The 23,442-nt window shown below is 62.9% G+C and carries 24 protein-coding genes and 1 tRNA gene; 14 read left to right on the top strand and 11 right to left on the bottom strand.

The window, feature by feature from the left end; translation table 11 throughout:
* Window positions 1–321: 321 nt before the first annotated feature.
* Window positions 322–1,404, bottom strand: a complete 1,083-nt coding sequence (locus MUO32_RS12490; RefSeq protein WP_257948625.1) for a hypothetical protein — start codon at window positions 1,402–1,404, stop codon at window positions 322–324.
* A 251-nt stretch (window positions 1,405–1,655) separates the two neighbouring features.
* Here MUO32_RS12490 and MUO32_RS12485 point away from each other — a divergent pair, with 251 nt between their 5' ends.
* Complete coding sequence (locus MUO32_RS12485) at window positions 1,656–2,408, top strand: pyridoxine 5'-phosphate synthase (protein ID WP_257948624.1); 753 nt, start codon at window positions 1,656–1,658, stop codon at window positions 2,406–2,408.
* Between the two features lie 42 nt (window positions 2,409–2,450).
* On the opposite strand, the gene MUO32_RS12480 is transcribed toward MUO32_RS12485, so the two are convergent.
* On the bottom strand, window positions 2,451–3,338 hold the full coding sequence (locus tag MUO32_RS12480) for an SDR family oxidoreductase (RefSeq protein ID WP_257948623.1): 888 nt from the start codon (window positions 3,336–3,338) through the stop codon (window positions 2,451–2,453).
* A 160-nt stretch (window positions 3,339–3,498) separates the two neighbouring features.
* On the opposite strand from MUO32_RS12480, the gene MUO32_RS12475 reads away from it, so the two are divergent.
* Together MUO32_RS12475 and MUO32_RS12470 are read left to right on the top strand one after the other, a co-directional pair.
* Window positions 3,499–3,906: a helix-turn-helix domain-containing protein gene (locus MUO32_RS12475; RefSeq protein ID WP_257948622.1), complete on the top strand. Its 408-nt coding sequence runs from the start codon at window positions 3,499–3,501 to the stop codon at window positions 3,904–3,906.
* Window positions 3,907–3,927: 21 nt separating this feature from the next.
* On the top strand, window positions 3,928–5,172 hold the full coding sequence (locus MUO32_RS12470) for an NAD(P)/FAD-dependent oxidoreductase (RefSeq protein WP_257948621.1): 1,245 nt from the start codon (window positions 3,928–3,930) through the stop codon (window positions 5,170–5,172).
* Here MUO32_RS12470 and MUO32_RS12465 read toward each other — a convergent pair.
* Together MUO32_RS12465 and MUO32_RS12460 are read right to left on the bottom strand one after the other, a co-directional pair.
* Window positions 5,114–6,127 (bottom strand): helix-turn-helix domain-containing GNAT family N-acetyltransferase, encoded by a 1,014-nt coding sequence (locus MUO32_RS12465; RefSeq protein ID WP_257948620.1) that lies wholly within the window; start codon window positions 6,125–6,127, stop codon window positions 5,114–5,116. The two genes, MUO32_RS12470 and MUO32_RS12465, sit on opposite strands and share 59 nt — an antisense overlap.
* Window positions 6,128–6,180: 53 nt before the next feature.
* Complete coding sequence (locus MUO32_RS12460) at window positions 6,181–6,894, bottom strand: aspartate/glutamate racemase family protein (protein WP_257948619.1); 714 nt, start codon at window positions 6,892–6,894, stop codon at window positions 6,181–6,183.
* 167 nt (window positions 6,895–7,061) lie between these two features.
* Here MUO32_RS12460 and MUO32_RS12455 point away from each other — a divergent pair, with 167 nt between their 5' ends.
* Entirely contained in the window at window positions 7,062–7,523 is a 462-nt protein-coding gene (locus MUO32_RS12455) for an Lrp/AsnC family transcriptional regulator (protein WP_257948618.1), read from the top strand.
* A 59-nt stretch (window positions 7,524–7,582) separates the two neighbouring features.
* Here the strand turns inward: MUO32_RS12455 and MUO32_RS12450 are convergent, their stop codons facing one another.
* From MUO32_RS12450 to MUO32_RS12435, 4 genes are all read right to left on the bottom strand, one after another.
* Window positions 7,583–7,792, bottom strand: coding sequence for a cold-shock protein (locus MUO32_RS12450; RefSeq protein WP_257948617.1), 210 nt, complete (start codon window positions 7,790–7,792; stop codon window positions 7,583–7,585).
* A gap of 192 nt (window positions 7,793–7,984) precedes the next feature.
* Window positions 7,985–8,347 (bottom strand): DUF4087 domain-containing protein, encoded by a 363-nt coding sequence (locus MUO32_RS12445; protein ID WP_257948616.1) that lies wholly within the window; start codon window positions 8,345–8,347, stop codon window positions 7,985–7,987.
* A 10-nt stretch (window positions 8,348–8,357) separates the two neighbouring features.
* Window positions 8,358–8,654 carry a hypothetical protein gene (locus tag MUO32_RS12440; RefSeq protein WP_257948615.1) on the bottom strand — a complete coding sequence of 99 codons (297 nt, stop codon included), beginning with the start codon at window positions 8,652–8,654 and terminating at the stop codon, window positions 8,358–8,360.
* A 114-nt stretch (window positions 8,655–8,768) separates the two neighbouring features.
* Window positions 8,769–9,149, bottom strand: a complete 381-nt coding sequence (locus MUO32_RS12435) for a hypothetical protein (RefSeq protein ID WP_257948614.1) — start codon at window positions 9,147–9,149, stop codon at window positions 8,769–8,771.
* Window positions 9,150–9,545: 396 nt separating this feature from the next.
* On the opposite strand from MUO32_RS12435, the gene MUO32_RS12430 reads away from it, so the two are divergent.
* The 3 genes from MUO32_RS12430 (at window position 9,546) to MUO32_RS12420 (ending at window position 12,956) form a co-directional block, all read left to right on the top strand.
* Window positions 9,546–10,193, top strand: coding sequence for a TetR/AcrR family transcriptional regulator (locus MUO32_RS12430; RefSeq protein WP_257948613.1), 648 nt, complete (start codon window positions 9,546–9,548; stop codon window positions 10,191–10,193).
* 57 nt (window positions 10,194–10,250) lie between these two features.
* A complete protein-coding gene (gene ilvC / locus MUO32_RS12425; protein WP_257948612.1) occupies window positions 10,251–11,270 on the top strand; it encodes a ketol-acid reductoisomerase in 1,020 nt (339 codons plus the stop codon).
* A gap of 462 nt (window positions 11,271–11,732) precedes the next feature.
* Window positions 11,733–12,956 carry a PLP-dependent aminotransferase family protein gene (locus MUO32_RS12420; RefSeq protein ID WP_257948611.1) on the top strand — a complete coding sequence of 408 codons (1,224 nt, stop codon included), beginning with the start codon at window positions 11,733–11,735 and terminating at the stop codon, window positions 12,954–12,956.
* A gap of 69 nt (window positions 12,957–13,025) precedes the next feature.
* On the opposite strand, the gene MUO32_RS12415 is transcribed toward MUO32_RS12420, so the two are convergent.
* Window positions 13,026–14,669: a M20/M25/M40 family metallo-hydrolase gene (locus MUO32_RS12415; RefSeq protein ID WP_257948610.1), complete on the bottom strand. Its 1,644-nt coding sequence runs from the start codon at window positions 14,667–14,669 to the stop codon at window positions 13,026–13,028.
* 140 nt (window positions 14,670–14,809) lie between these two features.
* Between MUO32_RS12415 and MUO32_RS12410 the strand changes: the two genes are divergently transcribed.
* Complete coding sequence (locus tag MUO32_RS12410; RefSeq protein ID WP_257948609.1) at window positions 14,810–15,226, top strand: Lrp/AsnC family transcriptional regulator; 417 nt, start codon at window positions 14,810–14,812, stop codon at window positions 15,224–15,226.
* A gap of 6 nt (window positions 15,227–15,232) precedes the next feature.
* On the opposite strand, the gene MUO32_RS12405 is transcribed toward MUO32_RS12410, so the two are convergent.
* Window positions 15,233–16,849 carry a hypothetical protein gene (locus MUO32_RS12405; RefSeq protein WP_257948608.1) on the bottom strand — a complete coding sequence of 539 codons (1,617 nt, stop codon included), beginning with the start codon at window positions 16,847–16,849 and terminating at the stop codon, window positions 15,233–15,235.
* Window positions 16,850–17,015: 166 nt separating this feature from the next.
* Here MUO32_RS12405 and MUO32_RS12400 point away from each other — a divergent pair, with 166 nt between their 5' ends.
* The 3 genes from MUO32_RS12400 (at window position 17,016) to MUO32_RS12390 (ending at window position 19,332) form a co-directional block, all read left to right on the top strand.
* Complete coding sequence (locus MUO32_RS12400; protein ID WP_257948607.1) at window positions 17,016–18,122, top strand: endonuclease/exonuclease/phosphatase family protein; 1,107 nt, start codon at window positions 17,016–17,018, stop codon at window positions 18,120–18,122.
* A 93-nt stretch (window positions 18,123–18,215) separates the two neighbouring features.
* A complete protein-coding gene (locus tag MUO32_RS12395; protein ID WP_257948606.1) occupies window positions 18,216–19,139 on the top strand; it encodes a PhzF family phenazine biosynthesis protein in 924 nt (307 codons plus the stop codon).
* A 117-nt stretch (window positions 19,140–19,256) separates the two neighbouring features.
* Window positions 19,257–19,332: transfer RNA gene (locus MUO32_RS12390), tRNA-Lys, on the top strand.
* A 259-nt stretch (window positions 19,333–19,591) separates the two neighbouring features.
* On the opposite strand, the gene MUO32_RS12385 is transcribed toward MUO32_RS12390, so the two are convergent.
* Entirely contained in the window at window positions 19,592–20,482 is an 891-nt protein-coding gene (locus MUO32_RS12385) for a LysR substrate-binding domain-containing protein (protein ID WP_257948605.1), read from the bottom strand.
* 115 nt (window positions 20,483–20,597) lie between these two features.
* On the opposite strand from MUO32_RS12385, the gene MUO32_RS12380 reads away from it, so the two are divergent.
* From MUO32_RS12380 to MUO32_RS12370, 3 genes are read left to right on the top strand one after another with little or no spacing between them, the layout of a single operon-like run.
* Window positions 20,598–21,755: an aldo/keto reductase gene (locus tag MUO32_RS12380; RefSeq protein ID WP_257948603.1), complete on the top strand. Its 1,158-nt coding sequence runs from the start codon at window positions 20,598–20,600 to the stop codon at window positions 21,753–21,755.
* 13 nt (window positions 21,756–21,768) lie between these two features.
* On the top strand, window positions 21,769–22,758 hold the full coding sequence (locus tag MUO32_RS12375; RefSeq protein ID WP_257948602.1) for an aldo/keto reductase: 990 nt from the start codon (window positions 21,769–21,771) through the stop codon (window positions 22,756–22,758).
* 57 nt (window positions 22,759–22,815) lie between these two features.
* Window positions 22,816–23,355: a flavodoxin gene (locus MUO32_RS12370; protein ID WP_257948601.1), complete on the top strand. Its 540-nt coding sequence runs from the start codon at window positions 22,816–22,818 to the stop codon at window positions 23,353–23,355.
* The last annotated feature ends 87 nt before the right edge of the window (window positions 23,356–23,442 follow it).

Below are 23,442 nucleotides of genomic sequence, written 5' to 3'. Positions count from 1 at the left end.
CAAAATAGAAGATCGTTCATGTCCTTACCCCCGGTCGCCGATGCGTTTCCCGCTTTGAGACGAGATGTCGCGACGGCGCAAACGCCCCTTTGTCGATAGCCGCTCCACCAGCCTGTCCGCCAATGAAACCGCGCGCGATCGTGCCAAGATTGGAGATCCATCTCGAAGAGAGATTGTGCAGGGATCCCGAACCCTAGAGCGGCACAAAGCACCAATCCGCCCAGGTTCATAAAATAAACCGAAGACCCGGATGTGCCTATCGTTATATCTAGGGATGTATTTTCTGGGCGGACTGCCCGCCTGGCGGCAGGGCGGTCGAGTCTATCGCGTCAGGGTGGCGCCGGCCTCGTCGCCGATAGCCGCTTCGGCGAGAGCTGCTCCCGGCCTTATGGCGCAGGCAGCCGGCTCGCCGAAGTGCGGCGTGCCGCGCGGCGTCGTCTGGCTGCTGTGGGAGAGGCATTGCATCACGCTGCTCGCCGTGCCCGAGCGGATGGCGTGACGGTAAAGCGGCCCGCTGGCCGAAAGGGTGCGGGCGGCGAAGGCAACGGCTTCATAGGCTATGCCAGCTTCGCTCTTCAGCTGATTGCGTGAAAAGTGTCGTGCGTAGATCGTGGCGCCTGACTGATCGTGGATCAGCCTTGCATAGACGCCGAGCCCATCCGCCCGGTTCTCCACGCGGATGGAGTAGGATAGCGGCGGCGGCGCACCGCTCTCGCGGGCATCGGCAAGGCGCACCGTGCGATGATAGTGTGCGGAATTGGAGATGGCGCGGGCAAGCGCATTGCATTCGCCGCTCTGCGGCCAGCATTGCAAGATGTGCAGCTGTGGCAGGACTTCGACCATGCCGCCGAGCCGGTTATGCGCCGAGAGTATGAATTGCACCTTGGCAATGGCCGTGCTGGTCGCATCGGGATAGATGGAGGGTGCGAGGAAGAGCAGCGGCAGCAGCGAGAAGAGCGCCAGCGGCGAGGAGATGGGCTTGGGAAGCCAGGAGCGTTTTGGCCGCGGCGTTTGCTGGTGCGCGACCCGATTTGCCGCCGGCTCGTTTACCGGTTCCGGTCGTGTGATGCTGTATTCGGGAACGTAGCTGCCGAGCGGCACGCGAATGCGCAGCTGCTCCGCCGCACCTTCCGTCTCGTAATACTGATCGAGAAGCTTGCGCAGCTTGCCGGCCTGTACGCGCACGAGCGGGTCGTTTCCGGCATCGAAGCCCGGTGGCCGTCCGAACACGTCTATGCCGATGCTGTAGCCCTTGAGCTGGGCAGCCTTGCCGGAAAGTTCGTTCTCGACGATGTAGGACAGGAACGAGCGCAGCCGCTCGGAACGGGCAAAGGTCTCGCTGGCAATGACAACGTGAAGCGCGCGCCGTACGAGATCGCACGCCGGCCTGTCGGTCCCGCTCATGGTGTCGCCACGGAGGAGGCCATCGTCGCTGCCTGAGGTCCTTTCTGATTCTTGATAGAGGCGGCCGGAATGGCGCTATCCTCAAAAACACGATGGGAGTTTAGCGGTGATTCTTGATCATGAGCAAGAGGTGCTCGAGCACGGGCGCGGCAATTGTGCCCCATCGCGCGGCCGCCAGGCGTTTGCGGGCGATTGCCCTTGTGGAAACAACGCGCTAGACCTTGCGTGATGCAATAGGAGTCCGCGTCGTCATGCCTGCGAAACTGTCGGTCAATCTCAACGCAATCGCCATGCTGCGCAACCGCCGGGACCTGCCCTGGCCGAGCGTCACCGCTCTCGGTCGGATCGCGCTGGAAGCGGGCGCCAGCGGGCTCACGGTGCATCCGAGGCCGGACCAGCGCCATGTGCGTTTCAGCGACCTCGCGCCCATCCGCAGCCTTATCGACAGCGAGTTTTCCAGCACGGAGTTCAACATCGAGGGGTTTCCGGAAGAAAGCTTCATGCAGCTCGTCGAGGAGCATCGCCCGGAGCAGGTGACGCTGGTGCCGGACGATCCGGCCCAGGCGACCTCGGACCACGGTTGGGATTTCCGCAAGAGCCACAACCTGCTCGGTAATATTGTCGGCCGCTTGAAGAAGCTGGGCCTGCGTGTCTCGGTCTTCGCCGATGGCGAGCCGGACCGTGAGGCGCTGACGATCGCACGGGAGCTCGGCGCTGACCGGATCGAGCTCTATACCGGCCCCTATGGCGGCTGCTACGACAACCCGGCGGAAGCCGCGCGTATCGTGGAACTCCTGGGCGAGACGGCGGATATCGCCTTCGAACTCGGCCTGGACGTCAATGCCGGCCATGATCTCACGGTCGCCAACCTGCCTGCTCTGGTCGCGCGCATTCCGCGTCTCGCGGAGGTCTCCATCGGCCATGGCCTGACGGCCGATGCGCTGGAATATGGCATGGCGGAGACGGTGCGCCGCTTCTGCCGCGCCTGCGGTCAGGACGTCTGACGGACGTGCGGCGCTCTTTCGGAGCGCCGCAGCTTTTCTCTATCAGCCGAGGAAGGCTGCCTTGCTGGCGGCGACGAAATCCTCGAACGCGGTCGGCTTGCGGCCGGACAGCGCTTCCGCGTCGCCGGTGACGGCTGCGATCTTGCCTTCGCGCGTGTTGGCGTCGAAGGAGACGATCGTCGGGATGAACCCTTCCGGCAGACCGGCAGCCTTGAGGCCTTCGGAAAGCTGCGCATCCGTCACATGCACCACATTCAGTGGCTTGCCCGTGGCAGCGGAGACGATTGCGGCGATTTCCTCGGCCGTGCGGGCCTTGGTGCCCGTCAGCGTATAGGTCCTGCTTTCGCTGCCGGCCTTCAGCACGGCGCCGGCAAGGGCGGCCGCGGTGTCGGCACGTGTGATGTGGGCGATCTTGCCCTCACCGGTCGAGGTGTACCAGGAGCCGGTCTGCAGGGCGTGCGGTAGCGACATGAAGAGGTTTTCGGCATACCAGCCGTCGCGCAGGATCGTATAGGGAATGCCGGTCGCCTTGATGGCCTCTTCGGTGCCGAGATGGTCGGGCGCGAAGGTGACCAGCGAATCGTCCGGCTGCGGCATGGACGTGTAGAGGATGTGCTCGGCGCCGGCCTTCTTGGCGGCGGCGACGGCGGCCTTGTGCTGGGCAAGACGCTTGCCGGCTTCGCCGAGCGCGTCGGTGGAGATGATCAGCACCTTGCCGACGCCGGCGAAGGCGGCGTCGAGCGAGGCCGGGTCGTCGAAATCGGCGGCGCGCACGGTGACGCCCTTGGCGGCGTAGTCGGAGAGCTTCGCGACGTCCCGGGTCGTGGCGACGAGGTTGGCGGGTGCTACTTTGCCGGAAGCGAGAAGGTTGTCGAGGACGAGGCGGCCGAGCTGGCCGGAGGCGCCGGTGACGAGAATGGTGTCGGTCATGTCTTGCCTTTCTGGGCAGGGCTTTCGGCGGGGGCAGGTGAGGGCGCCGACAGGCCTATGGATATCGGTCTCTTATTGAGACTTGCTCTTATCTGGTAATCTGATAGAGCCTGTAAAGAAGGCAGTTTTTTCTGCGGTGGTTACCTGGAGGGAACCGACTATGAACAAGATCGTCGGGAGCGCCGATGGCGAGCGGGTCATTCTCATCGATGGTGTGCCCATGTCGATGGACGATTGTCCCGTGCGGGATGTGCTGGATAGCGTCGGCGGCAAGTGGACATCGCTGATGATCCTCGGCCTTGCCGATGGCCCCCGCCGCTTCTCGCAGCTGCGCCGCTTCATTCCCGATATTTCCCAGCGCATGCTGACGCAGACGTTGCGTGATCTCCAGCGCGACGGATACCTCACGCGCACCGTCTATCCGACCCAGCCGCCGAGCGTCGAATACAAGCTGACGTCGCTCGGCCATTCGTTCCTTGCACTTCTGCGGTCGCTGGTGCAGTGGTCTTCGGAAAACCACATCGCGATCCGGGCCGCACGAACGGCCTATGATGCGGAGCAGGCATAACGCGGCATAGCGGGGAAGGGCATGAAGCCACTGGATATCGGCATTGCCGGCGCTGGACCTGCGGGGCTGGCGGCTGCACTCTTTCTGTCGCGCGCCGGCCATCGGGTCGAATTGATCGAGCGATTCGAGCATGCATCGCCCGTCGGCTCCGGCCTGCTGATGCAGCCGACGGGGCTTACAGTGCTCGATGCCCTCGGTCTCTCCCCCACCATTCACGCGCTTGGAAATCGCATCGACCGCCTTCACGGCGCGGATGCGCGGAGCGGCAGGACCGTGCTCGACGTGCGCTACGATGCGCTTGCGGGTGGGCGATACGGGCTTGCGGTTCATCGCGCCGCGCTGTTTTCGACGCTGCATGATGCGGTCGTGGCCGCTGGCCTGCCGATCCGTACCGGCATTGCGCTGGCGAAGGCCGAGACACGACAGACCCGCACGGCCCTGCACGATCCCGATGGGGCTATCGTCGGCGACTACGATCTGGTGGTCGATGCGACCGGCGCGCGCTCACAGCTCGTCGCCGCCTCCGTCGTCGCACCCCAGGTGAAGGAACTGCCCTGGGGCGCGTTCTGGGCGACGCTGGATTGCGAGGGCGTGCCGCATGACTCTACGGCACTGACTCAACGGTATGACGCAGCGAAAGTCATGATCGGCGTGCTGCCGGTCGGCCGCGCGCATGCCGGTGAGGGACGCAAGGTCGCCTTCTTCTGGAGCCTCAAGACGGCGGATGCTGACGCGGTTAGGGGCGGCGGGCTCGACCGCTGGAAGGCGGGCATAGCCGGCTATTGGCCGGACGCGGTGCCATTCCTCGATCAGATCATGGATTGGGACCAGTTGGCGCTCGCCCGCTATGCCCATCGCACCGCGCTGCCGCCCTATGCCGACGGCATCGTCTTCATCGGCGACAGTGCCCATTCGACCAGTCCGCAGCTCGGGCAGGGTGCGAACATGGCGCTGCTCGATGCTGCCGCGCTGGCACACGCGCTGTCATCGGCGGCGACGCTGGAGGAAGGGCTGGCGGCTTATGCGGCCGCGCGGCGCAATCACGTGCGCCTGTTCCAGTTGCTCTCCTACGTCTTCACGCCGTTCTATCAGTCGGATTCACGGGCAATCGCCTGGCTGCGTGACCGCCTCGTCGCGACGGTCGCAAAAATCCCGCCGGCGCCGCAAATCCTGGCGGCCATCGTGTCCGGCACGCTTGCCGACCCGTTTACGCGGGCCGGCCTTGAGGAATGCCGCTGGCTGGAGACCGTGCTTCAGGAGGCCTGACCGGGGAATGCCAGCCGTCGAGGTCGAGCGCCCAGGTCTGCCCGATGAGGTCCTTGCCGAAGCTGTGATGCGCTTCTTCTTTTTCGAGCACAAAGCCGGCCGCCTGATAGATGCGGCGGGCGGCGATCAGGATGTCGTTCGTCCAGAGCTCCAGCCGTCGGTAGCCGGCGCTTTGCGCGAAACGGATGCATTCCGTCACCAGGCGCGTGCCGAGCCCCTGACCGCGTCCGGCATCTGAAACATGCAGCAGGCGCAGCTTCGCCGTCGTCTCGTTGCCCTTGACCAGAAAGACGCTGCCGACGAACGTTCCATCCTGCTCGGCGATCCAGCAGCGCTCCCGCCCCGGATCGAAATTGCGCAGGAAACGCGCGCAGATTTCCGCGACGAGCGCCTCATATTCCTCATTCCAACCATAGGTTTCGGTATAGCTTTGTGTCTGGCTCGCGATAACCCGGCCCATGTCTCCGGGGCGATGGTTGCGGATAAGCGCTTTGCCGGGCGCGGGCGTGCCGCCGAGCAGGGTCGTCGCGCGACGCAGCGCGGCCGTCAGGTCCAGCCTTTCGGTTTCCGCAAGCGGTTCGATGAGATTCGCTATGCTCTGTCGCGAGCGCGTGGCGAGATCGGCAGCGACGGTGCGCCCCGTCTCGGACAGGCTCAGAAGCCGTCCGCGACCGTCTACCGGATCCTTTCGGGCAACAACGAAACCCTTGCCGATGAATGTCTTCAGCAGGCGGCTGAGATAGGCTGAATCCAGCGACAACTCTTCGGTGAGCTGCGAGGCGGATGTCGTGCCGCGCGCGGCGAGTTCATAGATGACGCGCGCTTCCGTCAGCGTATGGGGCGTGTCGAGAAAGGCGCGGTCGAGTATGCCGATCCGGTTGGTGTAGAAACGGTTGAAGGCCCGGATCGTTTCAATGGGATCGGTCGCGGCTTCGATGGGGGCAGGGGCAGACATGTGATCTCCTTCGATCACCATGTCTGATATTTTATTGGACTGAGTCAAGTAATTTACGCGGCCTTGCTGGTCGCCGGTGAATCGAAGGCGAAGTCCACCGCGGCCCTGGCATGGATGGCGGTGGAATCGAAGCCCGGCAGCGCCAGCGCGTCGGGGTCCAGCAGCAGGCAGATTTCCGTACAGCCGAGGATGACGCTGTCGGCGCCTTCGGCGCGGGCGGTTTCGATCAGGGCGAGCACACGCGCGCGCGACGTTTCCAGCACCTTGCCCTGGCACAGCTCGTTGAAGATGACATCGTGCATCAGCGTGCGGCCGGCTTCATCGGGCACCATGACGTCGAGGCCTGCCGCCTTCATGCGCTCGGCGTAAAAGCCGTGTTCCATCGTGTAGCGCGTGGCGAGCAGCAGTGGACGGCGTTTGCCGGCCGTGATGATGTTGCGGGCGGTCTCGTCGATGATATTGAGCAGCGTTGCCCCGGTCGCGGCCTGCACCGCGTCGGCGACGAGGTGCATCGTGTTGGTGCAGATCAGCACGCAATCGGCGCCGGCCTTTTCAAGGCCTGCTGCAACCGCGCCAAGCCGGGCACCGGCGGCATCCCAGCGGCCGGCTTTCTGAAGCTCGACGATGGACTGGAAGTCGATCGAATGCACCAGAACCTCGGCAGAATGCAGGCCGCCGAGCCGCTCGCGCACGGCCTCGTTGATCATCCGGTAATAGACTGCCGTGCTCTCGAAGCTCATGCCGCCGATAAGGCCGATCGTTTTCATGGTGGTTTCCTCCGTGTAATTTGAATGACGGAAGAATGCCGCGCGCATCGAGGGGATTGTTCGCAAAGTTCGCGGCAATCTGCGCATTAAGCGAAGATATTTCTTGCAATAAGCCACAATAGCGCGTGAAATTCGCGTCATTGAAGACTTCCCGGGAGAATCTTGGCGTGTTGGATGAGCGAGACCGCAAATTGCTGGCGCTGTTACAGGACGATGCAGGCGCACCCGTCTCCGTGCTGGCGGAAAAGGTGAGCCTGTCGCTCTCGGCCTGCGCCCGGCGTATCCAGCGCCTGGAGGAGAGCGGCCACATTGCAGGGCGGGTCGCACTGCTCGACCGGGAGAAGATGGGGGTGCCGACGACGGTTTTTGCCCTCATCAAGACGGCCCATCACAGCGACGACTGGATCGCGCTGTTTTCGAAGGCGATCGCGGATATTCCCGAAGTCGTCGAGGCGCACCGGCTGACGGGAAACTACGATTATATCCTGAAGATCGTGCTGCCACGGGTCGAGCACTATGACGTGGTCTACAAGCGTATCGTGCGCAAGGTAGAGCTTTTCGACGTGTCGGCCTCCATTTCCATGGAGGTGCTGAAAAGCGGCTCACGGCTTCCCGTCGAACATGCCTGACAACGCGCACAAAAAAGGCCGGTCGAAACCGGCCTTTTCCGTTTGTCTTTTTCGAAGGATCAGGCTGCGACGAGCTGATCGGCCGACATCTTGCCGGACTTGCGGTCGCGGATCAGCTCGAAGCTGACCTTCTGGCCTTCGTCGAGGCCGGTGAGGCCTGCGCGCTGTACGGCGGAGATGTGGACGAATACGTCCGGTTCACCGCTGTCCTGCTGAATGAAGCCGTAGCCCTTGGTCGTGTTGAACCACTTTACGGTACCAGTTGCCATGACGAAACCTTTCCTAGCCGTCAAATCAATCTTCGGCCGCCGGGCTGGCGGCCTTGGGTGGTCGAATTTGAAGGGGAAGTTCGTTAAGCTGCAGGCTGGAAACCCGCAAATGCGACGTCAACGTTCAAATCTCGATGCGGGAGAAATAATTGCTTCGGCGCAACGGGTCAAGACACACCCGCATGCTTGCGTTTATTCCGGTGCGGAAAGTGCCTCGTCGTTCGCGCATTGCGAAATCGGCAGCTGGCGGAAGGAATGAATGGCGAGAATCCGGCCTTCATCATCGTCCGTATCGACCTTCAGGCAGGCGCAGGCATAACCGTAATTGCCGTTGGTGCGCACATAATCGCCCTCGGAAATGTCGGGGATCCGATCCATGCCGTCGGGCTCGGTGCCGCCGCCTTGCGTCATCATCGTCCAGCTGCCGTCGGCATCGCTGAGCCACCAGTTGCCCGGCGTCGGGTTCTGCAGCCAGCCGCAGCGGGTCTCGGCAGCTTCAGCCGCGGTGGAGAAGGCAGCGAGCGCAAGGAGCGTGACAAGAAGTTTCTTGTTCATCGGATAGCCCTTAGTTCCCGATCTTCTTGCAATGGAACATGTCGCCGCTGGTTTCGGATGCCCAGTCCATCTCGGTGCCGGTGAAATTGGCGAGACCGATGCGGTAGTCGTCGGCGAAGGTCAGCGTATAGGCGCCGCCATCCTTCTCGCTTTTGAGGATCGGCATCGGGCCTTCGCCCGAATCATAGGTGTCGGCGGTGAAGGTGAAGGTCGATACCTCGCAGTCCCAGGTGCCGACATAGGGCGGCTCCTCGGCAGCGGCGGGCAAGGTGGAAACGAGCAGGGCGACGGCGACGAGACGAAGCATGGCGCGGGATCCGGAACAGGAGTGTGGATACTCCCGTAACGGGCGAGTGCCGGTAATTATTCTCGTGCAGTGCTGCCGGTAAAAAAAGCCCCGCCGGAGCGGGGCCTTCCGAGATCAGGCGGGGCGTCGCTTGTCGACGCGTTTGTGGTCGAGGAAGGCGGCAATGGCCGCTTCGCCGCAGAGGCGGCGCTGCTCGACGAGGGCGGACGCGAGGCGGGCTGCATCTCCGAAGGTGGAGATATCAGCATTCGGCGAGGCCGGATTGCGCGCGAGGCAATCGACCACGATATCCGCCATGGTGCGCGGCAGGAGGTCGGTGCATTCCAGCATACTGTCGAACACGGCGCCGATGGGAACGATCTTGTCTTCGAAGATCACCATCGGTTCGGCGCGTTCGTCTTCCCAGGCATCGAAGGCCTCTAGGGCATCACCAAACAGTTGCTGAAGCGTGATGGGAGCATGTCCTTCGTGAAGGTCTGGCAGGAAATTCAACATTTTCTGTCTCCTTGGCGTAAGGGCGTTTCGCTTACTACTCCTGTACTCAGGTCCTGGCGTTCAGGCTTGCCGATCCGCGACGCGAACCGGCCTGCCGCACCGCAGGCCTCACAAATCTTAACAACGAGAAACGGATTGGGAAGCGAAAAATTTTGTTCCTAGGTGGGGCGTTGTCGCTTTCCCGTGGAGTTCTGTTTCAAAACAGCGACATAGGGGGAAGGAATTTTTGACGGCGTTTGTGCAATGCAGCGCCGGCTATGTCTGCGCGACGAAATATCAAGCCGGCAAATCACGGTTTTTTCCGTCATGGCGAGAAGGCCGTTGACCAAGAGTTCGTACATCGCTAGAAGATGCCGAACCGTACGGTACGGTACGCAAAAGTGACGGGTGGAAATCTTGCAGATCGCAGAGCAGGCAAAGACGGGCGCAGCCGCCGCGGGACTGACGGAACGTCAGGGCGCGGTGCTGGAGCGTGCGCTCGGCCTGCTGGTGGAGGGCGGCGAACGGGCGTTGACCACGGCCGGCGTCGCGCGCGCCGCGAACTGTTCGAAGGAAAGTCTTTATAAGTGGTTCGGCGATCGCGACGGGCTGATCTCGGCGATGATCACCTATCAGGCCGGCAAGGTGCGCACCGTCGAGGTCGATGCGCGCGCGCTGACGACCGAAAGCCTGCGCAAGCATCTCGTCGCGTTCGCGGGCGATCTGATCGACGTTCTCTCGGGCGATGTCTCGCTGGCGCTGAACCGCCTTGCCATCGGCCAGGCGAGCCGCGAGGGCGCCGGTCTCGGCCGCCTGTTGCAGGAGCGCGGCCGCCGACAGATCGGAAAGCGTGCTGCGGCGCTGCTGGAAGCCGGTCGCAAGGCAAAGCTGCTTGCATTCGACACCGCCGACGAGGCATACGGCACGCTCTACGGCCTGATCGTTTCCGACATGCATCTGCGCATGTTGCTGGGCGAGGATGCCGCGGGGCTCAAAAAGGAATTCTCGCCACGCGCGGAGAAGGCGGTCGACGCCTTCCTGTCGCTTCACGGCGCGAAAGGGTAAGGCCGGCAGGAAAAGCCGCCGGTTCAGTTGAACAGACAGCAAGGGAAGGAAACATCGATGCGCGTCTATTACGATCGTGATGCCGATCTCAACCTCATCAAGGCGAAGAATGTCGCCATCGTCGGCTATGGCTCGCAGGGCCGTGCTCACGCCCTCAACCTCAAGGATTCCGGCGCCAAGGGCGTCGTGATCGCGCTCAAGGCCGGTTCACCGACGATCAAGAAGGCCGAAGCTGATGGCTTCAAGGTCATGACGGTCGCCGAAGCCGCCAAGTGGGCCGACCTCCTGATGATGGCGACCCCGGACGAACTCCAGGCCGACATCTACAAGGCTGAAATCGCCGGCAACATCCGTGACGGCGCCGCAATCGCCTTCGCCCACGGCCTCAACGTGCATTTCGGCCTCATCGAGCCGAAGTCCTCGCTCGACGTCGTCATGATTGCACCGAAGGGCCCGGGCCATACGGTTCGCGGCGAATACCAGAAGGGCGGCGGCGTTCCCTGCCTCGTTGCCGTTCACCAGAACGCTTCGGGCAACGCCCTTGACCTCGCGCTCTCCTACGCCTGCGGCGTTGGCGGCGGCCGTTCGGGCATCATCGAGACCAACTTCAAGGAAGAGTGCGAAACCGACCTCTTCGGCGAACAGGTCGTTCTGTGCGGCGGTCTCGTCGAACTGATCCGCGCCGGTTTCGAAACGTTGGTCGAAGGCGGCTATGCGCCGGAAATGGCCTATTTCGAGTGCCTGCACGAAGTGAAGCTGATCGTCGACCTGATCTATGAAGGCGGCATCGCCAACATGAACTACTCGATCTCCAACACGGCCGAGTGGGGCGAATACGTCACGGGTCCGCGCATCATCACCGCCGAAACCAAGGCTGAAATGAAGCGCGTCCTCACCGACATCCAGACCGGCAAGTTCACCTCCGAGTGGATGCAGGAATGGAAGGCCGGCGGCGCACGCTTCAAGGGCATCCGCCGCAACAACGACTCGCACCAGATCGAAGAAGTCGGTGCGAAGCTGCGCGGCATGATGCCGTGGATCGGCAAGAACAAGCTGGTCGACAAGGCCGTCAACTAATCACTCTGCGCGAAAGCGCGGACGAGGGCCGGGCGTTTTTCGCCCGGCCTTTTATTTCAGTAAAGCTGAAATAATGCAGTGCATCCTTCCTCACCGTTGCGGCGCAGCAAGTAATAATCTTGCGCTGGTGGCGAAACGGGAACAAAATACGCGAGTGTTTCGTTCGGCCGTCAGGAGGATGGTGCAATGACCACGATTATCCAATACTTCGCCTGGTTCGACCTTTTTATCCTGGGCAGTATAGCCATGCTTGTCCTGCTCAGCCTTTACAGCGACCGCGCCACCTGAGCGCTCGCGCAGCCTGAAACGGCGGCCGGAGCAGGGATGCTCCGGAAAGTCTATGTCTGCGCGAAACCTTGTTGATGCGCTTTTTTTCTGACGCGAATATTTAGGTCAGCATTATTGACATAAATACGGCGCCGTGATGAGGTGCGTTCAAACAACAAGCCCGAGGAAACCCCGATGTTCAAATGGGAACAGGCCTTCGCGACCCGCGCGTCGCGGATGAAGGCATCCGAAATCCGCGAACTCTTGAAACTGCTGGAGCGGCCGGACATCATCTCCTTCGCCGGCGGCATTCCGGATCCGGCGCTGTTCCCGAAGGAAGCCTTCTCCGCCGCCTATACGGACGTGCTGGCGGGCGAAAATGCCGCCGCAGGCCTGCAATACTCCGTCAGCGAAGGCTACAAGCCGTTGCGCGACTGGCTTGCCGGTGAAATGGGCAAGCTTGGCATTCCCTGCACCGCCGACAATGTCTTCATCGTCTCCGGCTCGCAGCAGGGCCTCGACTATCTCGGCAAACTCTTTCTTTCGCCGAAGGATACGGCCCTCGTCACCTGGCCGACCTATCTCGGCGCCCTCCAGGCCTTCAATGCCTACGAGCCGACCTATGATCGCCTGAACCTTACGGGCAACCGTACGCCGGACGCCTATCGTGCCACGGCGGAAGAAGCCGGCGGTCGCGTCAAGTTCGCCTATCTCTCGGCAGACTTCGCCAACCCGACGGGCGAGACCGTCGACCGCGCCGGCCGCGAAAAGCTGCTGTCGCTCGCCGAAGAGCTGGATATTCCCGTCATCGAAGACGCCGCCTACCAGTCGTTGCGTTATGACGGCGAGGCGGTGCCGCCGATCCTGGCGCTGGAAATCGCCAAGACCGGCGATATCGACGCCGCGCGCACCATCTATTGCGGCAGCTTCTCCAAGACGCTGGCCCCGGGCCTGCGCGTCGGCTACATCGTCGCGGCAGCGCCTGTCATCCGCAAGCTCGTGCTGATGAAGCAGGCGGCGGACCTGCATTCCTCGACCATCAACCAGATGGCTATCGCCCATGTCGCCGAGCGCGGTTTCGACGCGCAGGTGGCGAAGATCAAGGCCGCCTACAGCGCGCGTCGCGACGCCATGCTGGCCGCGCTCCAGAAATACATGCCGGAAGGCGTTTCCTGGACGAAGCCGGAAGGCGGCATGTTCGTCTGGGTCACGCTGCCGGCCGGCATGGACGGCGCAACCCTGCTTGCCCGCTCCATCGAGACGGAAAAGGTCGCCTTCGTGCCCGGGCAGGCCTTCCATGCCGATGGCAGCGGCGCCAACACGCTGCGCCTCAGCTTCTCCTGCGCCGATGCTGCGACCATCGAGGAGGGGATTTCCCGTCTCGGTCGGCTGCTGAGCACCGAGCGGCTCGCCGCTTGATCTGAAAGCACGCTTTCCAGCGTTTACCTTCTCCCTGAAAGCGGGGAGAAGGTCTGCTCATTTCGCAGATTAATCCGCGAGCCACGCGAGCGCCGATTCGAACACCAGGTCCGGCAAGACCTCGAACGTATAGGGCGTATGCACGCGCTCCCATTTCTGGTGATAGTCGCGGCCCCATGGCCCGATATTGACGGTAGGAAAGGACAGCAGTCCTTCCGGCGCCTTGTCCGTAAAGGCCACTGACGGCGTGTTTGCGGAGAGCAGGCCGGTTTCGCCGGCTTGTGGGCGGTGGCCGAAGAAGCTCATGTCGGAAATGCCGGCGAAGATCTGCTTGAACTTGATCGATGTGCCGTACCGTTCAGCGGTCGCCTGCATCACCGTCTGAAGCCGGTCGCGCAGGGTGCCGCCTGTTTCGTCTGCGCGCGCCAGGTGCACGAGCGGATAATGCAGGCTGCCGAAACCGATGATGACCGCGGGGCCCTCGATACCCGCTTCGGTCGCTGCCGCCGCGACGATCTCGCGGCTGACTTTCAGGGGATCGGTGCTGCCGGAGAGTGAGTGATCGAGCGCTGCAAGGCGATCGAGCGCGTCGCCGCCACGCGCCTTCAGCCGCTCCAGAAGCTCCGCATAGGTCAGCACCACACCTTCGATCTTCGCGACCGTTCGGTCCCGGTAGCGGGCTTGATGGGCGGTCTGCGTTTCCAGCGCAACGTCCAGCGCGCCGGCAACGATTGTGCGGAATTCGCCCAGAATGTCGGCAGGGCTGCGGCGATGCGCCAGCCAGTTGAAGGAGAGCCAGACGCGATCCGGTGTCGTCACGTCGTAACCGTCTCGGATGTCGCGGGCTTCCAGGCACACCGGCGGCGGTGAGCGTTCGCCAAAGGCTTCGTCGCTGAGTTCCGGCACGGTATCCATGGCGCGCACGATTTCCGCGCTGATGCGGTGGGCACTGGTGCCGTTGAACGGGTAGCCGGCATGGGTCGGGCGACCGATGACGAAGGCGAAGGGGGCGAACTTGCCGATGGAGCCGAGATAGACCGCACGGCCTTCCTCGCCATCACGTTCGCAACTCGACGCGTCGAGATTGATGCCGCCGACGATATCGAGGTCGAAGCGGCGGGCAATCTCCGGCAAGGCGTCGCGCAGGCTGCGCATGCCGCGTGAACGGTTCTCTTCGTCAGGCGTGGCGACGAAGAGGATGTTGCCATCCGCCGCCTCCAGCCCGGCAAAGCGCTCCAGTGCCGCAATGCCGGCGGCAAGGCCGCTCTTCATGTCGAGCAGCCCGCGTCCGGCGATGAAATCGCCGCCCTCGAAATCCTTCAGCGCTTTCGTCTCCGCGCCGTTCAGCGGGCGGCTGCGCAGTTCTTTGAGCAACGCCTCGGTCAAGGGTTCCGGGTCACAGGCGAGAGGGGCCAGCGTGCCGTAATTGGCGATGGAAACCGTATCGAAATGGCCTGCCAGCACCACCGTGCGACGTCCACGGCCGCGCACGAGCGCCACGACATTCTGCGTCATCGGTTCGCCGTGGCTGTCCACAGTGAAAAGCTCGTCGGGATGGCTCCTGAAGTAGGGCGTTTCGGCAAGATGCGCCCGCAGCTTTTCGGAGAAGGCCGCTTCATCCGGCGAGCCGGTAACGCTCGGCCAACGGGTCATCAACAGAGAAAGATCTTTGGTGCGGGCGGTGGCGGTGCGGCGGGCATTTTCGGTCGTCATGAAGGGCGCCTGTCGAAAGCGGTTGCATTGAGACGAAGGCTATCCAAGGATGGCGGTAAGCGAAACGGCAATCTTTTGGAAAAATTGCGCCCGATATTCCCGTTTCGTCACCTTGGATTGACATATCGGCAACGGACATCATGGACACGACCGACCGCAAACTTCTCGCCCTCCTTCGCAAGGACGGCCGCGCCTCGCTCTCCGCGCTGGCCGCGGAGCTTCGTGTTTCACGCGGCACGGTGCAGAACCGCATCGACCGGTTGACGCGCGACGGCGTCATAGCCGGTTTCACCGTGCGGGTGACGGAGGCGGACGATCCGCATGCGGTTCGCGCCATCACGATGATCGAGATCACCGGGCAGAAGACGCTCGCTGCGGTCAAGGCGCTGCGCGGCATCCCGGAGGTGCGCGCCCTGCACACCACGAACGGCGCCTGGGACCTCGTTGCCGAGCTGCATGCGGAGAACCTCGTGGAGTTCGAGCGCGTGCTGCGCGGCATCCGCGCCATGGATGGCGTGTCGAAGTCGGAAACCAGCCTGCTGCTCACCACGCTCTAGGCGTCGCTAAGGCATCACCACGTCGATTTCCTCGCCGGTGGAGGAATAGGTGACACGCCCACCCTTCCAGCCGTCCTGGCCCTCCAGGCGGATTTCCAGCGTCACCTTGCCATCGGGCGAGGGCACCATGAAGCTGCCGTCGGGCGACAACAGCTGGCCGATGGAGAAGGTGTAGCGGCTGAGCGACATATCTGAGCCGACCTTCAGCCGCGTGAAGGTGCGGGCGGTCAGCTCGTTGAGCTTTTCCGCGGAGAAGAAGGCAAGGTCGTCCATGCGGAACAGCCGCTCGGGATGGAATTCCGCATCCCAGGGCATCATCATGCTGGAGGCGGTGATCCCCCGGTCGTTGGCATTGTATTCGCGCATCTTGCCGGGTGTATCGGGCACTTCGGCAAGAATGCGCATCGCATCGTTGGACACGCTGAGTTCGGCAAAACGGGCGTTCTTGCCGAATTGCTCACCCACCGCGGCAAACACGTCACGCGTCGTCGTCGCATCGAGCCAGTTGCGCTTCGGCTGGCGCGCATCGGGCAGGTCGGTCACCCGCACAATGCCGTCAGCGGTCAGGTCGACCGTGCCGCTGTTGGTAAAGAGCGCCAGTTCGCCCGATTGCGTCCAGTCGGTGAAATGCACGGTCCAGCGCTGCTCCGGCTTGCCGGGACCATCGGAAAACAGCCGCAGCATCATGTAGTTCAGCGTCGATTTGTCGTTGCCCCAGGCTTTCTTCGCGGCATCGCGAACCGTGCCCAGCTTGGAAAGATCGATATCGGCAAGCGACAGCGCCGGCTCCTGTTCGGTGCCGGGGAACATCGGCGAAGCGATCGGAGAGCGCGTGACGCCCGAAATGTCCCAGGAATAGCCGACCGTGGCGCCCTTGGTGGTGGGGTGATCGGCCTTCACCTGCACGGATTTCGGATAGACGGTGAGGTCACGGATAATGGGTTTGCCGCCGATGACGCCGGTCAGGCTTTCGATGGCCGCTTCCTTCGGCCAGTCGTCGTCGTTGATGAAGTTCATGTTGCGGGCGCGGGCGGTATTGGAAAGGTCGCCGCCGATGATCGTGCCATCGGCATCGGCATAGACCGTCGCGCTTTCCCGCGGCGATGCGACATAGATCGACCAGCGGATATCGCCGTAGGACGGGGAGGGCAGCAGATAGACCCGCCTCGCGATCTCGATGGATTGTACGCTCGCTTCGCCTTCCAGCTTGGCATAGGCGATGGCGCTTTTGGCGATCGCGTCGGTCTTCGCCAGTGCCACGGCGTCGAGCGCAAAGAGGCCGCTCGCCAGATCGTCCACCATGGCCGGAGCTTGACGCGGGGACGGGCCGCCTACCACCTCCGCGCTGAAGAAGAGCAGTCGCGTGCCCTGCCGCACGCGCCATTCCTCCACATTGCCGGTGCCCGTGCCATGTACGAGCATGGTCACGTCCTTGTCGGTGATGCGAAGCGTGTGCACCTCGGGCGTCCTGCCGAGCTTTTCGCCGACAAGCCCGGCGGCGCGGGCAGCTTCCCCGGGCGCGGTGATATAGCTTTCGGCCGCGCGGGCGGGATGGCCGGCGAAGACGAGGAACGCCAGCCAGACCATCAGGAACATCCGCCAAATGCTGGATACGATTCCCATGTGCGATTCCTCCGCCCGTCACCGGAATGCCCATCATCCGTAGGGAGGGACGGCGTGGCAAGCCGGTTTATTCCGGGTAGGGGCTGCGATGGACGAAAGAGGCTTTCCATTGCCGGTCAGCCGGTTACACTCCGGCTGCTGTCTTGCCGCCTACCGAAAGTGCTCCATGTCGCTGCGCCTTGCTACCTTCAACATCGAAAACCTCATGACCCGTTTCGATTTCACCGGGTTCAGAAACCAGATCCGCCAGGATCGCGTGCTGCGGCTCTTCGATATCCGCAGCGAGGCGGAGTATCAGCGGCTGGAGGAGGCGCGCACCGTCGCACACACCGATGATACGCGTCAGCACTCGGCGCTCGCCATCGCGGATGCCGATGCGGATATCCTGTGCCTGCAGGAAACCGACAACATGGCCGCCCTGCAGGCGTTCGAACATGGCTATCTCTTCCGCATGGTCGGCAACGGCTACCGCCAGAAATATCTCATCGAGGGCAATGACAGCCGCGGCATCGACGTCTCCGTGCTGATGCGCGAGGAAACGCGGGACGGCCAGAAGATCGAATGTATCGATATCCGCAGTCACGCCGGTATCACGTACCGCGATTTCGATCTCCACACGCCGGACCTTGGGCAGGGTGACCGGCCGGACGACAAGATCTTCAAGCGTGATTGCCTGGAAATGGATCTGCGCATCGGCGGACGGCCGCTGACGCTCTATGTCGTGCATTTCAAATCGATGGGGCCGGGACGAGAAGGGCTGGATGGACGCCAATCGACCATGCCGGTACGCCGTGCCGAGGCGCGCGCCGTACGGCGCATCATCCAGGATCGCTTCGGCAAGGGCCACACCGCGGACAAATCCTTCGCCATCTGCGGCGACATGAACGACTACCAGGAGAAGCTTGCGATCGAGGGCGACAGGCGCAACGGCTACCGCTTCGTGCCCCAGCAGGAGGCGTCCAGCGCGCTTGACGTCTTTACCGCAGACGGTTTCGCCGTGAACCCGATGCTGCGCCGGCCGGTGGACGACCGGTGGACGCTCTATCACAGCCGGGGGCCGGAAGAGCGCCATCTCTGCCAGCTCGATTACATCTGGCTTTCGCCAGCGCTTGCCGCGCGCAATGCCGAGCGGGTTCCCGAGATCATCCGCGCCGGCCAGCCCTTCCGGACGATCTTCCCGCCGGGGCAGGACGTGGAGCGTTACCCCCGCATCGGCTGGGACCGGCCGAAGGCGTCGGACCATTGCCCCGTCGTCATGGAGCTCGATCTATAGTCGATACAGCGTGCATTTCCACTTGCCCACGGCGAATGGCTCGGGCAATTTCGACGGAATGCCCCGCGGCAAAAACTGAATAGGGAGAATGCCTTGTCCCGTCGCTACGCGATCTACGACGTCTTCACCGACACGCGGCTTGCCGGCAATCCGCTGGCCGTCGTCTTCGATGCCGACGGCCTCGAGGACGCCGCGATGCAGCGTATCGCCGGCGAGTTCAACCTCTCCGAAACGGTTTTTGTGAAGGCGCCGGAAAATCCGGCGCATGCCGCACGCCTGCGCATCTTCACGCCCGGCCGTGAGCTGCCTTTCGCCGGCCACCCGACGGTCGGCGCGGCGATTGCGATTGCGGAGGCGGGTGAGGGCAACGGCAATGGCGGCGGAACGCGTGATCTGGTGAACGTTCTCGAGGAGAATGTCGGCCCGGTACGCTGCGCCGTGAAGGTCGGCGGCCAGAAGGCCGCCTTCGCCGAGTTCGACGTGCCGCGCAAATCCTTGCGGCTCGACGCCACGTTCGAGCGCCAGGCGCTTGCCGATGCCTTCAGCCTGAAACCCGGACAGATCGGGTTCGAGAATCACGTGCCTTCGCTCTGGAGCGCGGGTGTCGCCTTCGTGATGATCCCCGTGCACGATCTCGCGGCCGCTGCTGCCGTGGATTTCGACCCGGTGCTCTGGGAGCGCTGCGCACCCTTCGCCGAGGGCCGGCTTGCCTCCGCCTATCTCTATTGCCGCGGCGGTGTGAACCATCTCGCAAAATTCCATACCCGCATGTTTGCGCCTGACATGGGGATTACCGAAGACCCGGCGACCGGCGCTGCCGTTGCCGCCATGTCCGGCGCCATCCATTTCTTCGACAAGCTGGTGGACGGCCATCACCCGTTCCTGATCGAGCAGGGCGTCGAAATGGGGCGGCCCTCGCATATCCATCTGCATCTCGATGTTTCCGGTGGCGCGATTGCCGGCGCGCGTATCGGCGGCGAGGCCGTTCGCATCGCATCGGGAATGCTGGATTTGTGACGGTTGTTTTGCGCTGCGGAAGAAATTTTGCGCTGGCGCATGTTTTTTCCGGTTGCGGTATAGACAAGGTCCAAGAAGGCCTTTATACGCCCCGTCAGACCGCTGGAGCGGTCAAGTGGGTGATTAGCTCAGTTGGTAGAGCAGCTGACTCTTAATCAGCGGGTCCACGGTTCGAGCCCGTGATCACCCACCATTTTTCTCTTATGAGATAAATGGTTACGCTGATTTCTTCTTTCTTTGATAGAATACGGAAACGTCTCCACCGTCGATGGTGGAGAGGCCTTCCCGAAGGCGCATCCGTGTGGGTGTAGGGATCCTTGTTGTTCCGAAGCCAGTTGACCCTTGCACGAACAGGAGTGCATGGGACCGCACAACCTCACCGCTTGAAATCGCTTCTCCAGCCTTTCGCGCAGGGGCTGATGTTCGGAACGAATCCATCGAGAATGTTCCGGTCAGCCACCGCGATACCTGAATACGTCCACCAGAAGTGCCAGTGCCGGCGATTGTTGCCGGCGGCTCGGATAATAGAGGTGATAGCCGGGGAAGACGGGGCACCAATCCTCCAGAACCCGCAGCAGTCGGCCCTCGACGATATGCGCAAGCACCTGGTCTTCGGGCACATAGGCGACGCCAAGGCCGTCAAGCGCCGAGGAGAGCCGCATGCTGAGGCTGTTGAAGACCAACTGGCCTTCGCCCCGAACGTTCACCTCGCGCCCATCCTTTTCCAGTCCCCACGGAAACAATCCCCCATAAGTCGGCAGGCGAACGTTGATGCAGGTGTGGCTGGTCAGATCCTGCGGCGTCTGCGGCGGCGGGTTTCGCTCGAAGTAGGCGGGCGCGGCGACGACGGCCATGCGCATGTCTGGGCCGATGCGCACGGCAATCATGTCCTTGGCCACCTGCTCCCCCATGCGGACGCCGGCGTCATAACCCTCGGCGACGATATCGGTGAGGCCGTAGTCTATGATGATCTCGACCCGGATGTCGGGATAATCGGGCAGGAAGCGTTTTAGCGCAGGCTGCAGGACGGAGATCGCGGGATGCTCGCCGGCCGTGATGCGGACCGTGCCGGCCGGCTTGTCACGAAGTTCGCTCAACGCAGCAAGCTCCGCTTCGATTTCCTCGAATCGCGGCGCGACGGTACGCAGCAGTCGTTCGCCAGCCTCGGTCGAGGCGACGCTGCGGGTTGTGCGGGTCAGCAGTCTCAGGCCCAATCTCTCTTCGAGATTGCGGATGGTCTGGCTCAACGCTGACGGCGACACGCGAAGTTTTGCCGCGGCGCGCGTAAAACTTTTTTCTCGTGCGACGATGGCGAATGCGGCGAGGTCGTTGAAGTTTTCCATGCGGTATTTGTTAGCTCAGCTAAAAGGCTCATGCACATTATACCGTCTAATCGCGGCCCGGGGCAGGCGCTAAATTTGAAATCAATCGAATTTGGCGCTGGAAGGACACGCAGACATGACGAACGAGAGCATTCCGACCATGGGCCGCCGCAGCTTTCTCGGCGCGGCGGGCGGTCTCGCATCCATGCCCTTTCTCGCCGCCGCTGGTTCGCAGGCATCTGCGCAGACCGGCGGCGTGAATGGCGCTATGGTAGTCTCGCTGGACGGTCGCCGCAAACTTGGGACGCTGGAGGTGTCGAGCGTCGGCCTTGGCGTCCAGAACATGCGCCGCACCTATCAGACGACCATTCCGTCGCGGCCGGAGATGATCAACATCATCCGCACGGCCCATGACCGCGGCGTCACCTTTTTCGACACCGCGGAGGCCTACGGCCCGCATGAATGCGAGCGCATCCTCGGTGAAGCCATCGCGCCGTTCCGCGACAAGGTCGTGATCACCTCGAAATTCGGCTGGAACATCGACCTGGAAACCGGCGAGCGGCGCCCGGGCCTCATCAGCCGTCCGGAGCGCATCAAACAGGCGGTTGAGGGCATGCTCAAGCGCCTGCGCACCGACCGCATCGATCTCCTGTACCAGCACCGCGTCGATCCCGAAGTTCCAATCGAAGATGTCGCGGGCGCCGTCAAGGATCTGATGGAGCAGGGCAAGGTCCTGCATTGGGGGCTCTCAGAGATGGGGCTCAAGACATTGCGCCGTGCGCATGCCGCGCTTCCGGTTTCGGCGGTCCAGAGCGAGTATTCGATGCTCTGGCGCGGGCCGGAGGATCAGGTGCTTTCCGTCTGCGAGGAGCTCGGCATCGGCTTCGTGTCGTGGAGCCCGCTCGGCGTCGGCTTCTTGACGGGCGCGATCGATGCGCGGACGCGTTTTGCCGAGGGTGATATCCGTGGGATCGAAACGCGCTTCTCGCCGGAAAACCTGCCGGCGAACCTGGCGCTGGTGAAGCTGCTCGGCGACTGGGCCGAGAGGAAGCAGGCCACCAGGGCGCAGATCGCCCTGGCATGGCTGATGGCGCAAAAGTCATGGATCGTTCCGATACCCGGCACGACACAAATGGCGCATATGCTGGAGAATATCGGTGCAGCCGCGATCGGCTTCACGCCCGAGGAGGCCGGTGAACTCAATATGGCGGTGGCGGCGATCGCGGTGCGCGGCCAGCGTCTGCCCGACGCTGTTCTGGCATTCTCGAATGTCGAAGCACCCGAGAAGACGTGAAGGAGCCTTCACAATGAAACACAGACAGATCGGCAATCTCGAGGTCTCGGCCCTCGGCCTCGGCTGCATGGGCATGACGGGCGTCTACGGCGCCAGTCCGGACAAGGGGGAGATGATCAGGCTCATCCACGGTGCGCATGACCGTGGCGTCACCTTCTTCGACACGGCCGAAGCCTATGGCCCGTTTTCCAACGAGGCGCTGCTCGGTGAAGCGCTTCAGCCGATCCGGGACAAGGTCGTCATCGCCACCAAGTTCGGCTTCGACATCGATCTTGAAACAGGCGCGCGCACCGGTGGCACCAACAGCCGCCCGGAGCATATCAAGGCGGTTGCCGAGGCGGCGCTGAAACGCCTGAGGACGGATTGCATCGATCTATTTTATCAGCATCGCGTCGATTTGAACGTGCCGATCGAGGATGTCGCAGGCGCGGTCAAGGATCTTATCGCCGAAGGCAAGGTCAAGCATTTCGGCCTGTCGGAGGCCGGCGTCCGAACCATCCGCCGCGCCCATGCCATACAGCCGGTGACTGCGGTGCAGAGCGAATATTCCCTGTTCTGGCGCGGACCGGAAGCCGAACTTCTGCCGGCGCTGGAGGAACTGGGCATCGGTTTCGTTCCCTTCAGCCCGCTCGGCGCCGGCTTCCTCGCCGGCAAGATCGACGAGAACACGACATTCGAGAAGGACGATTTCCGCAATCTGGTGCCGCGCTTCTCGCCGGAGGCCCGCAAGGCCAACATGGCGTTGGTCGGCGTGGTCAAGGGCGTTGCCGATCGCAAGGGCGCGACACCGGCGCAGGTCGCGCTTGCCTGGCTTTTGGCCCAGAGGCCGTGGATCGTGCCGATCCCCGGCACCACCAAGCTGCACCGTCTGGAAGAGAACCTTGGCGCGGTCGACCTTGATCTGACTGTCGAGGATCTCGCGGAAATCGACGCCGAAGCTTCGAAGATCGACGTCCAGGGCGAACGTCTGCCCGAAGCCGTGCTGAAGATGACCGGGCATTGACGGGGAGGTGGCGCAACCGTGACCGAATTCGCCGATGTGACCCGAAGAGGCCTTCTCATGACGCCGCTTCTTCTGTCTTTAGCCGCCGGCGGAACCTCCGCCGCGGCCCAAGGCACGTCAAAGACGCTGGTGGCGTGCTTCTCGCGCAGCGGGAACACGCGGGTCGTCGCCGGACAGGTTCGTCGGGCGCTGGGGGCCGACCTGTTCGAAATCGAGCCGGATATCCCCTATCCGGACGACTATTTCGCGACGGTCGCGCAGGCGCAGCAGGAGCGCGATCGTGGCTACGAGCCTCTCCTCAAGACGACAGCCGACACGATCGCCCGCTATTCCACTGTCTTCCTCGGGTTTCCGATCTGGGGCATGACCGCGCCTCCGGTGATCCGGTCTTTCCTCTCGACCCACGATCTGTCGGGCAAGACGATCGTCCCGCTCGTCACCCATGGCGGCTACGGACTTGGCGACAGCATGAGGGTCGTTGCTGGCCATGCGCCGCAGGCAAACGTGCTTGACGCATTTTCAACGCAGGCTCCGCAGGAGCGTGAGACGATCGAACGCGTCTCGGCGTGGTTGGATCAGCAGCAAATCCAGAAGTAAGGTTCGCCTATTTCCCGGAGCATCCGGTGCAGGCCGCTTGGCGCGGGTGCCGGATGACAGGGCGCTTTCCTGTGACGGGCAATGCCT

Origin of the sequence: Shinella sp. CPCC 101442 (assembly GCF_024704725.1) — a bacterium.
Lineage (GTDB): Bacteria > Pseudomonadota > Alphaproteobacteria > Rhizobiales > Rhizobiaceae > Shinella.
Note: the sequence above shows the minus strand (reverse complement) of the source record. Positions and strands in the feature narration are given on the sequence as shown.

Excerpts from the sequence above, each read along its gene's own strand:
- MUO32_RS12405 (WP_257948608.1), bottom strand. The coding sequence starts at position 16,849 with ATGGGAATCGTATCCAGCATTTGGCGGATGTTCCTGATGGTCTGGCTG.
- MUO32_RS12440 (WP_257948615.1), bottom strand. The coding sequence starts at position 8,654 with ATGCTTCGTCTCGTCGCCGTCGCCCTGCTCGTTTCCACCTTGCCCGCC.
- MUO32_RS12420 (WP_257948611.1), top strand. The coding sequence starts at position 11,733 with ATGTTCAAATGGGAACAGGCCTTCGCGACCCGCGCGTCGCGGATGAAG.
- MUO32_RS12410 (WP_257948609.1), top strand. The coding sequence starts at position 14,810 with ATGGACACGACCGACCGCAAACTTCTCGCCCTCCTTCGCAAGGACGGC.
- MUO32_RS12415 (WP_257948610.1), bottom strand. The coding sequence starts at position 14,669 with ATGACGACCGAAAATGCCCGCCGCACCGCCACCGCCCGCACCAAAGAT.
- MUO32_RS12400 (WP_257948607.1), top strand. The coding sequence starts at position 17,016 with ATGTCGCTGCGCCTTGCTACCTTCAACATCGAAAACCTCATGACCCGT.
- MUO32_RS12465 (WP_257948620.1), bottom strand. The coding sequence starts at position 6,127 with ATGTCTGCCCCTGCCCCCATCGAAGCCGCGACCGATCCCATTGAAACG.
- MUO32_RS12490 (WP_257948625.1), bottom strand. The coding sequence starts at position 1,404 with ATGAGCGGGACCGACAGGCCGGCGTGCGATCTCGTACGGCGCGCGCTT.
- MUO32_RS12375 (WP_257948602.1), top strand. The coding sequence starts at position 21,769 with ATGAAACACAGACAGATCGGCAATCTCGAGGTCTCGGCCCTCGGCCTC.
- MUO32_RS12445 (WP_257948616.1), bottom strand. The coding sequence starts at position 8,347 with ATGAACAAGAAACTTCTTGTCACGCTCCTTGCGCTCGCTGCCTTCTCC.
- MUO32_RS12460 (WP_257948619.1), bottom strand. The coding sequence starts at position 6,894 with ATGAAAACGATCGGCCTTATCGGCGGCATGAGCTTCGAGAGCACGGCA.
- MUO32_RS12485 (WP_257948624.1), top strand. The coding sequence starts at position 1,656 with ATGCCTGCGAAACTGTCGGTCAATCTCAACGCAATCGCCATGCTGCGC.
- MUO32_RS12450 (WP_257948617.1), bottom strand. The coding sequence starts at position 7,792 with ATGGCAACTGGTACCGTAAAGTGGTTCAACACGACCAAGGGCTACGGC.
- MUO32_RS12475 (WP_257948622.1), top strand. The coding sequence starts at position 3,499 with ATGAACAAGATCGTCGGGAGCGCCGATGGCGAGCGGGTCATTCTCATC.
- MUO32_RS12385 (WP_257948605.1), bottom strand. The coding sequence starts at position 20,482 with ATGGAAAACTTCAACGACCTCGCCGCATTCGCCATCGTCGCACGAGAA.
- MUO32_RS12370 (WP_257948601.1), top strand. The coding sequence starts at position 22,816 with ATGACGCCGCTTCTTCTGTCTTTAGCCGCCGGCGGAACCTCCGCCGCG.
- MUO32_RS12435 (WP_257948614.1), bottom strand. The coding sequence starts at position 9,149 with ATGTTGAATTTCCTGCCAGACCTTCACGAAGGACATGCTCCCATCACG.
- MUO32_RS12470 (WP_257948621.1), top strand. The coding sequence starts at position 3,928 with ATGAAGCCACTGGATATCGGCATTGCCGGCGCTGGACCTGCGGGGCTG.
- MUO32_RS12480 (WP_257948623.1), bottom strand. The coding sequence starts at position 3,338 with ATGACCGACACCATTCTCGTCACCGGCGCCTCCGGCCAGCTCGGCCGC.
- ilvC (WP_257948612.1), top strand. The coding sequence starts at position 10,251 with ATGCGCGTCTATTACGATCGTGATGCCGATCTCAACCTCATCAAGGCG.
- MUO32_RS12380 (WP_257948603.1), top strand. The coding sequence starts at position 20,598 with ATGACGAACGAGAGCATTCCGACCATGGGCCGCCGCAGCTTTCTCGGC.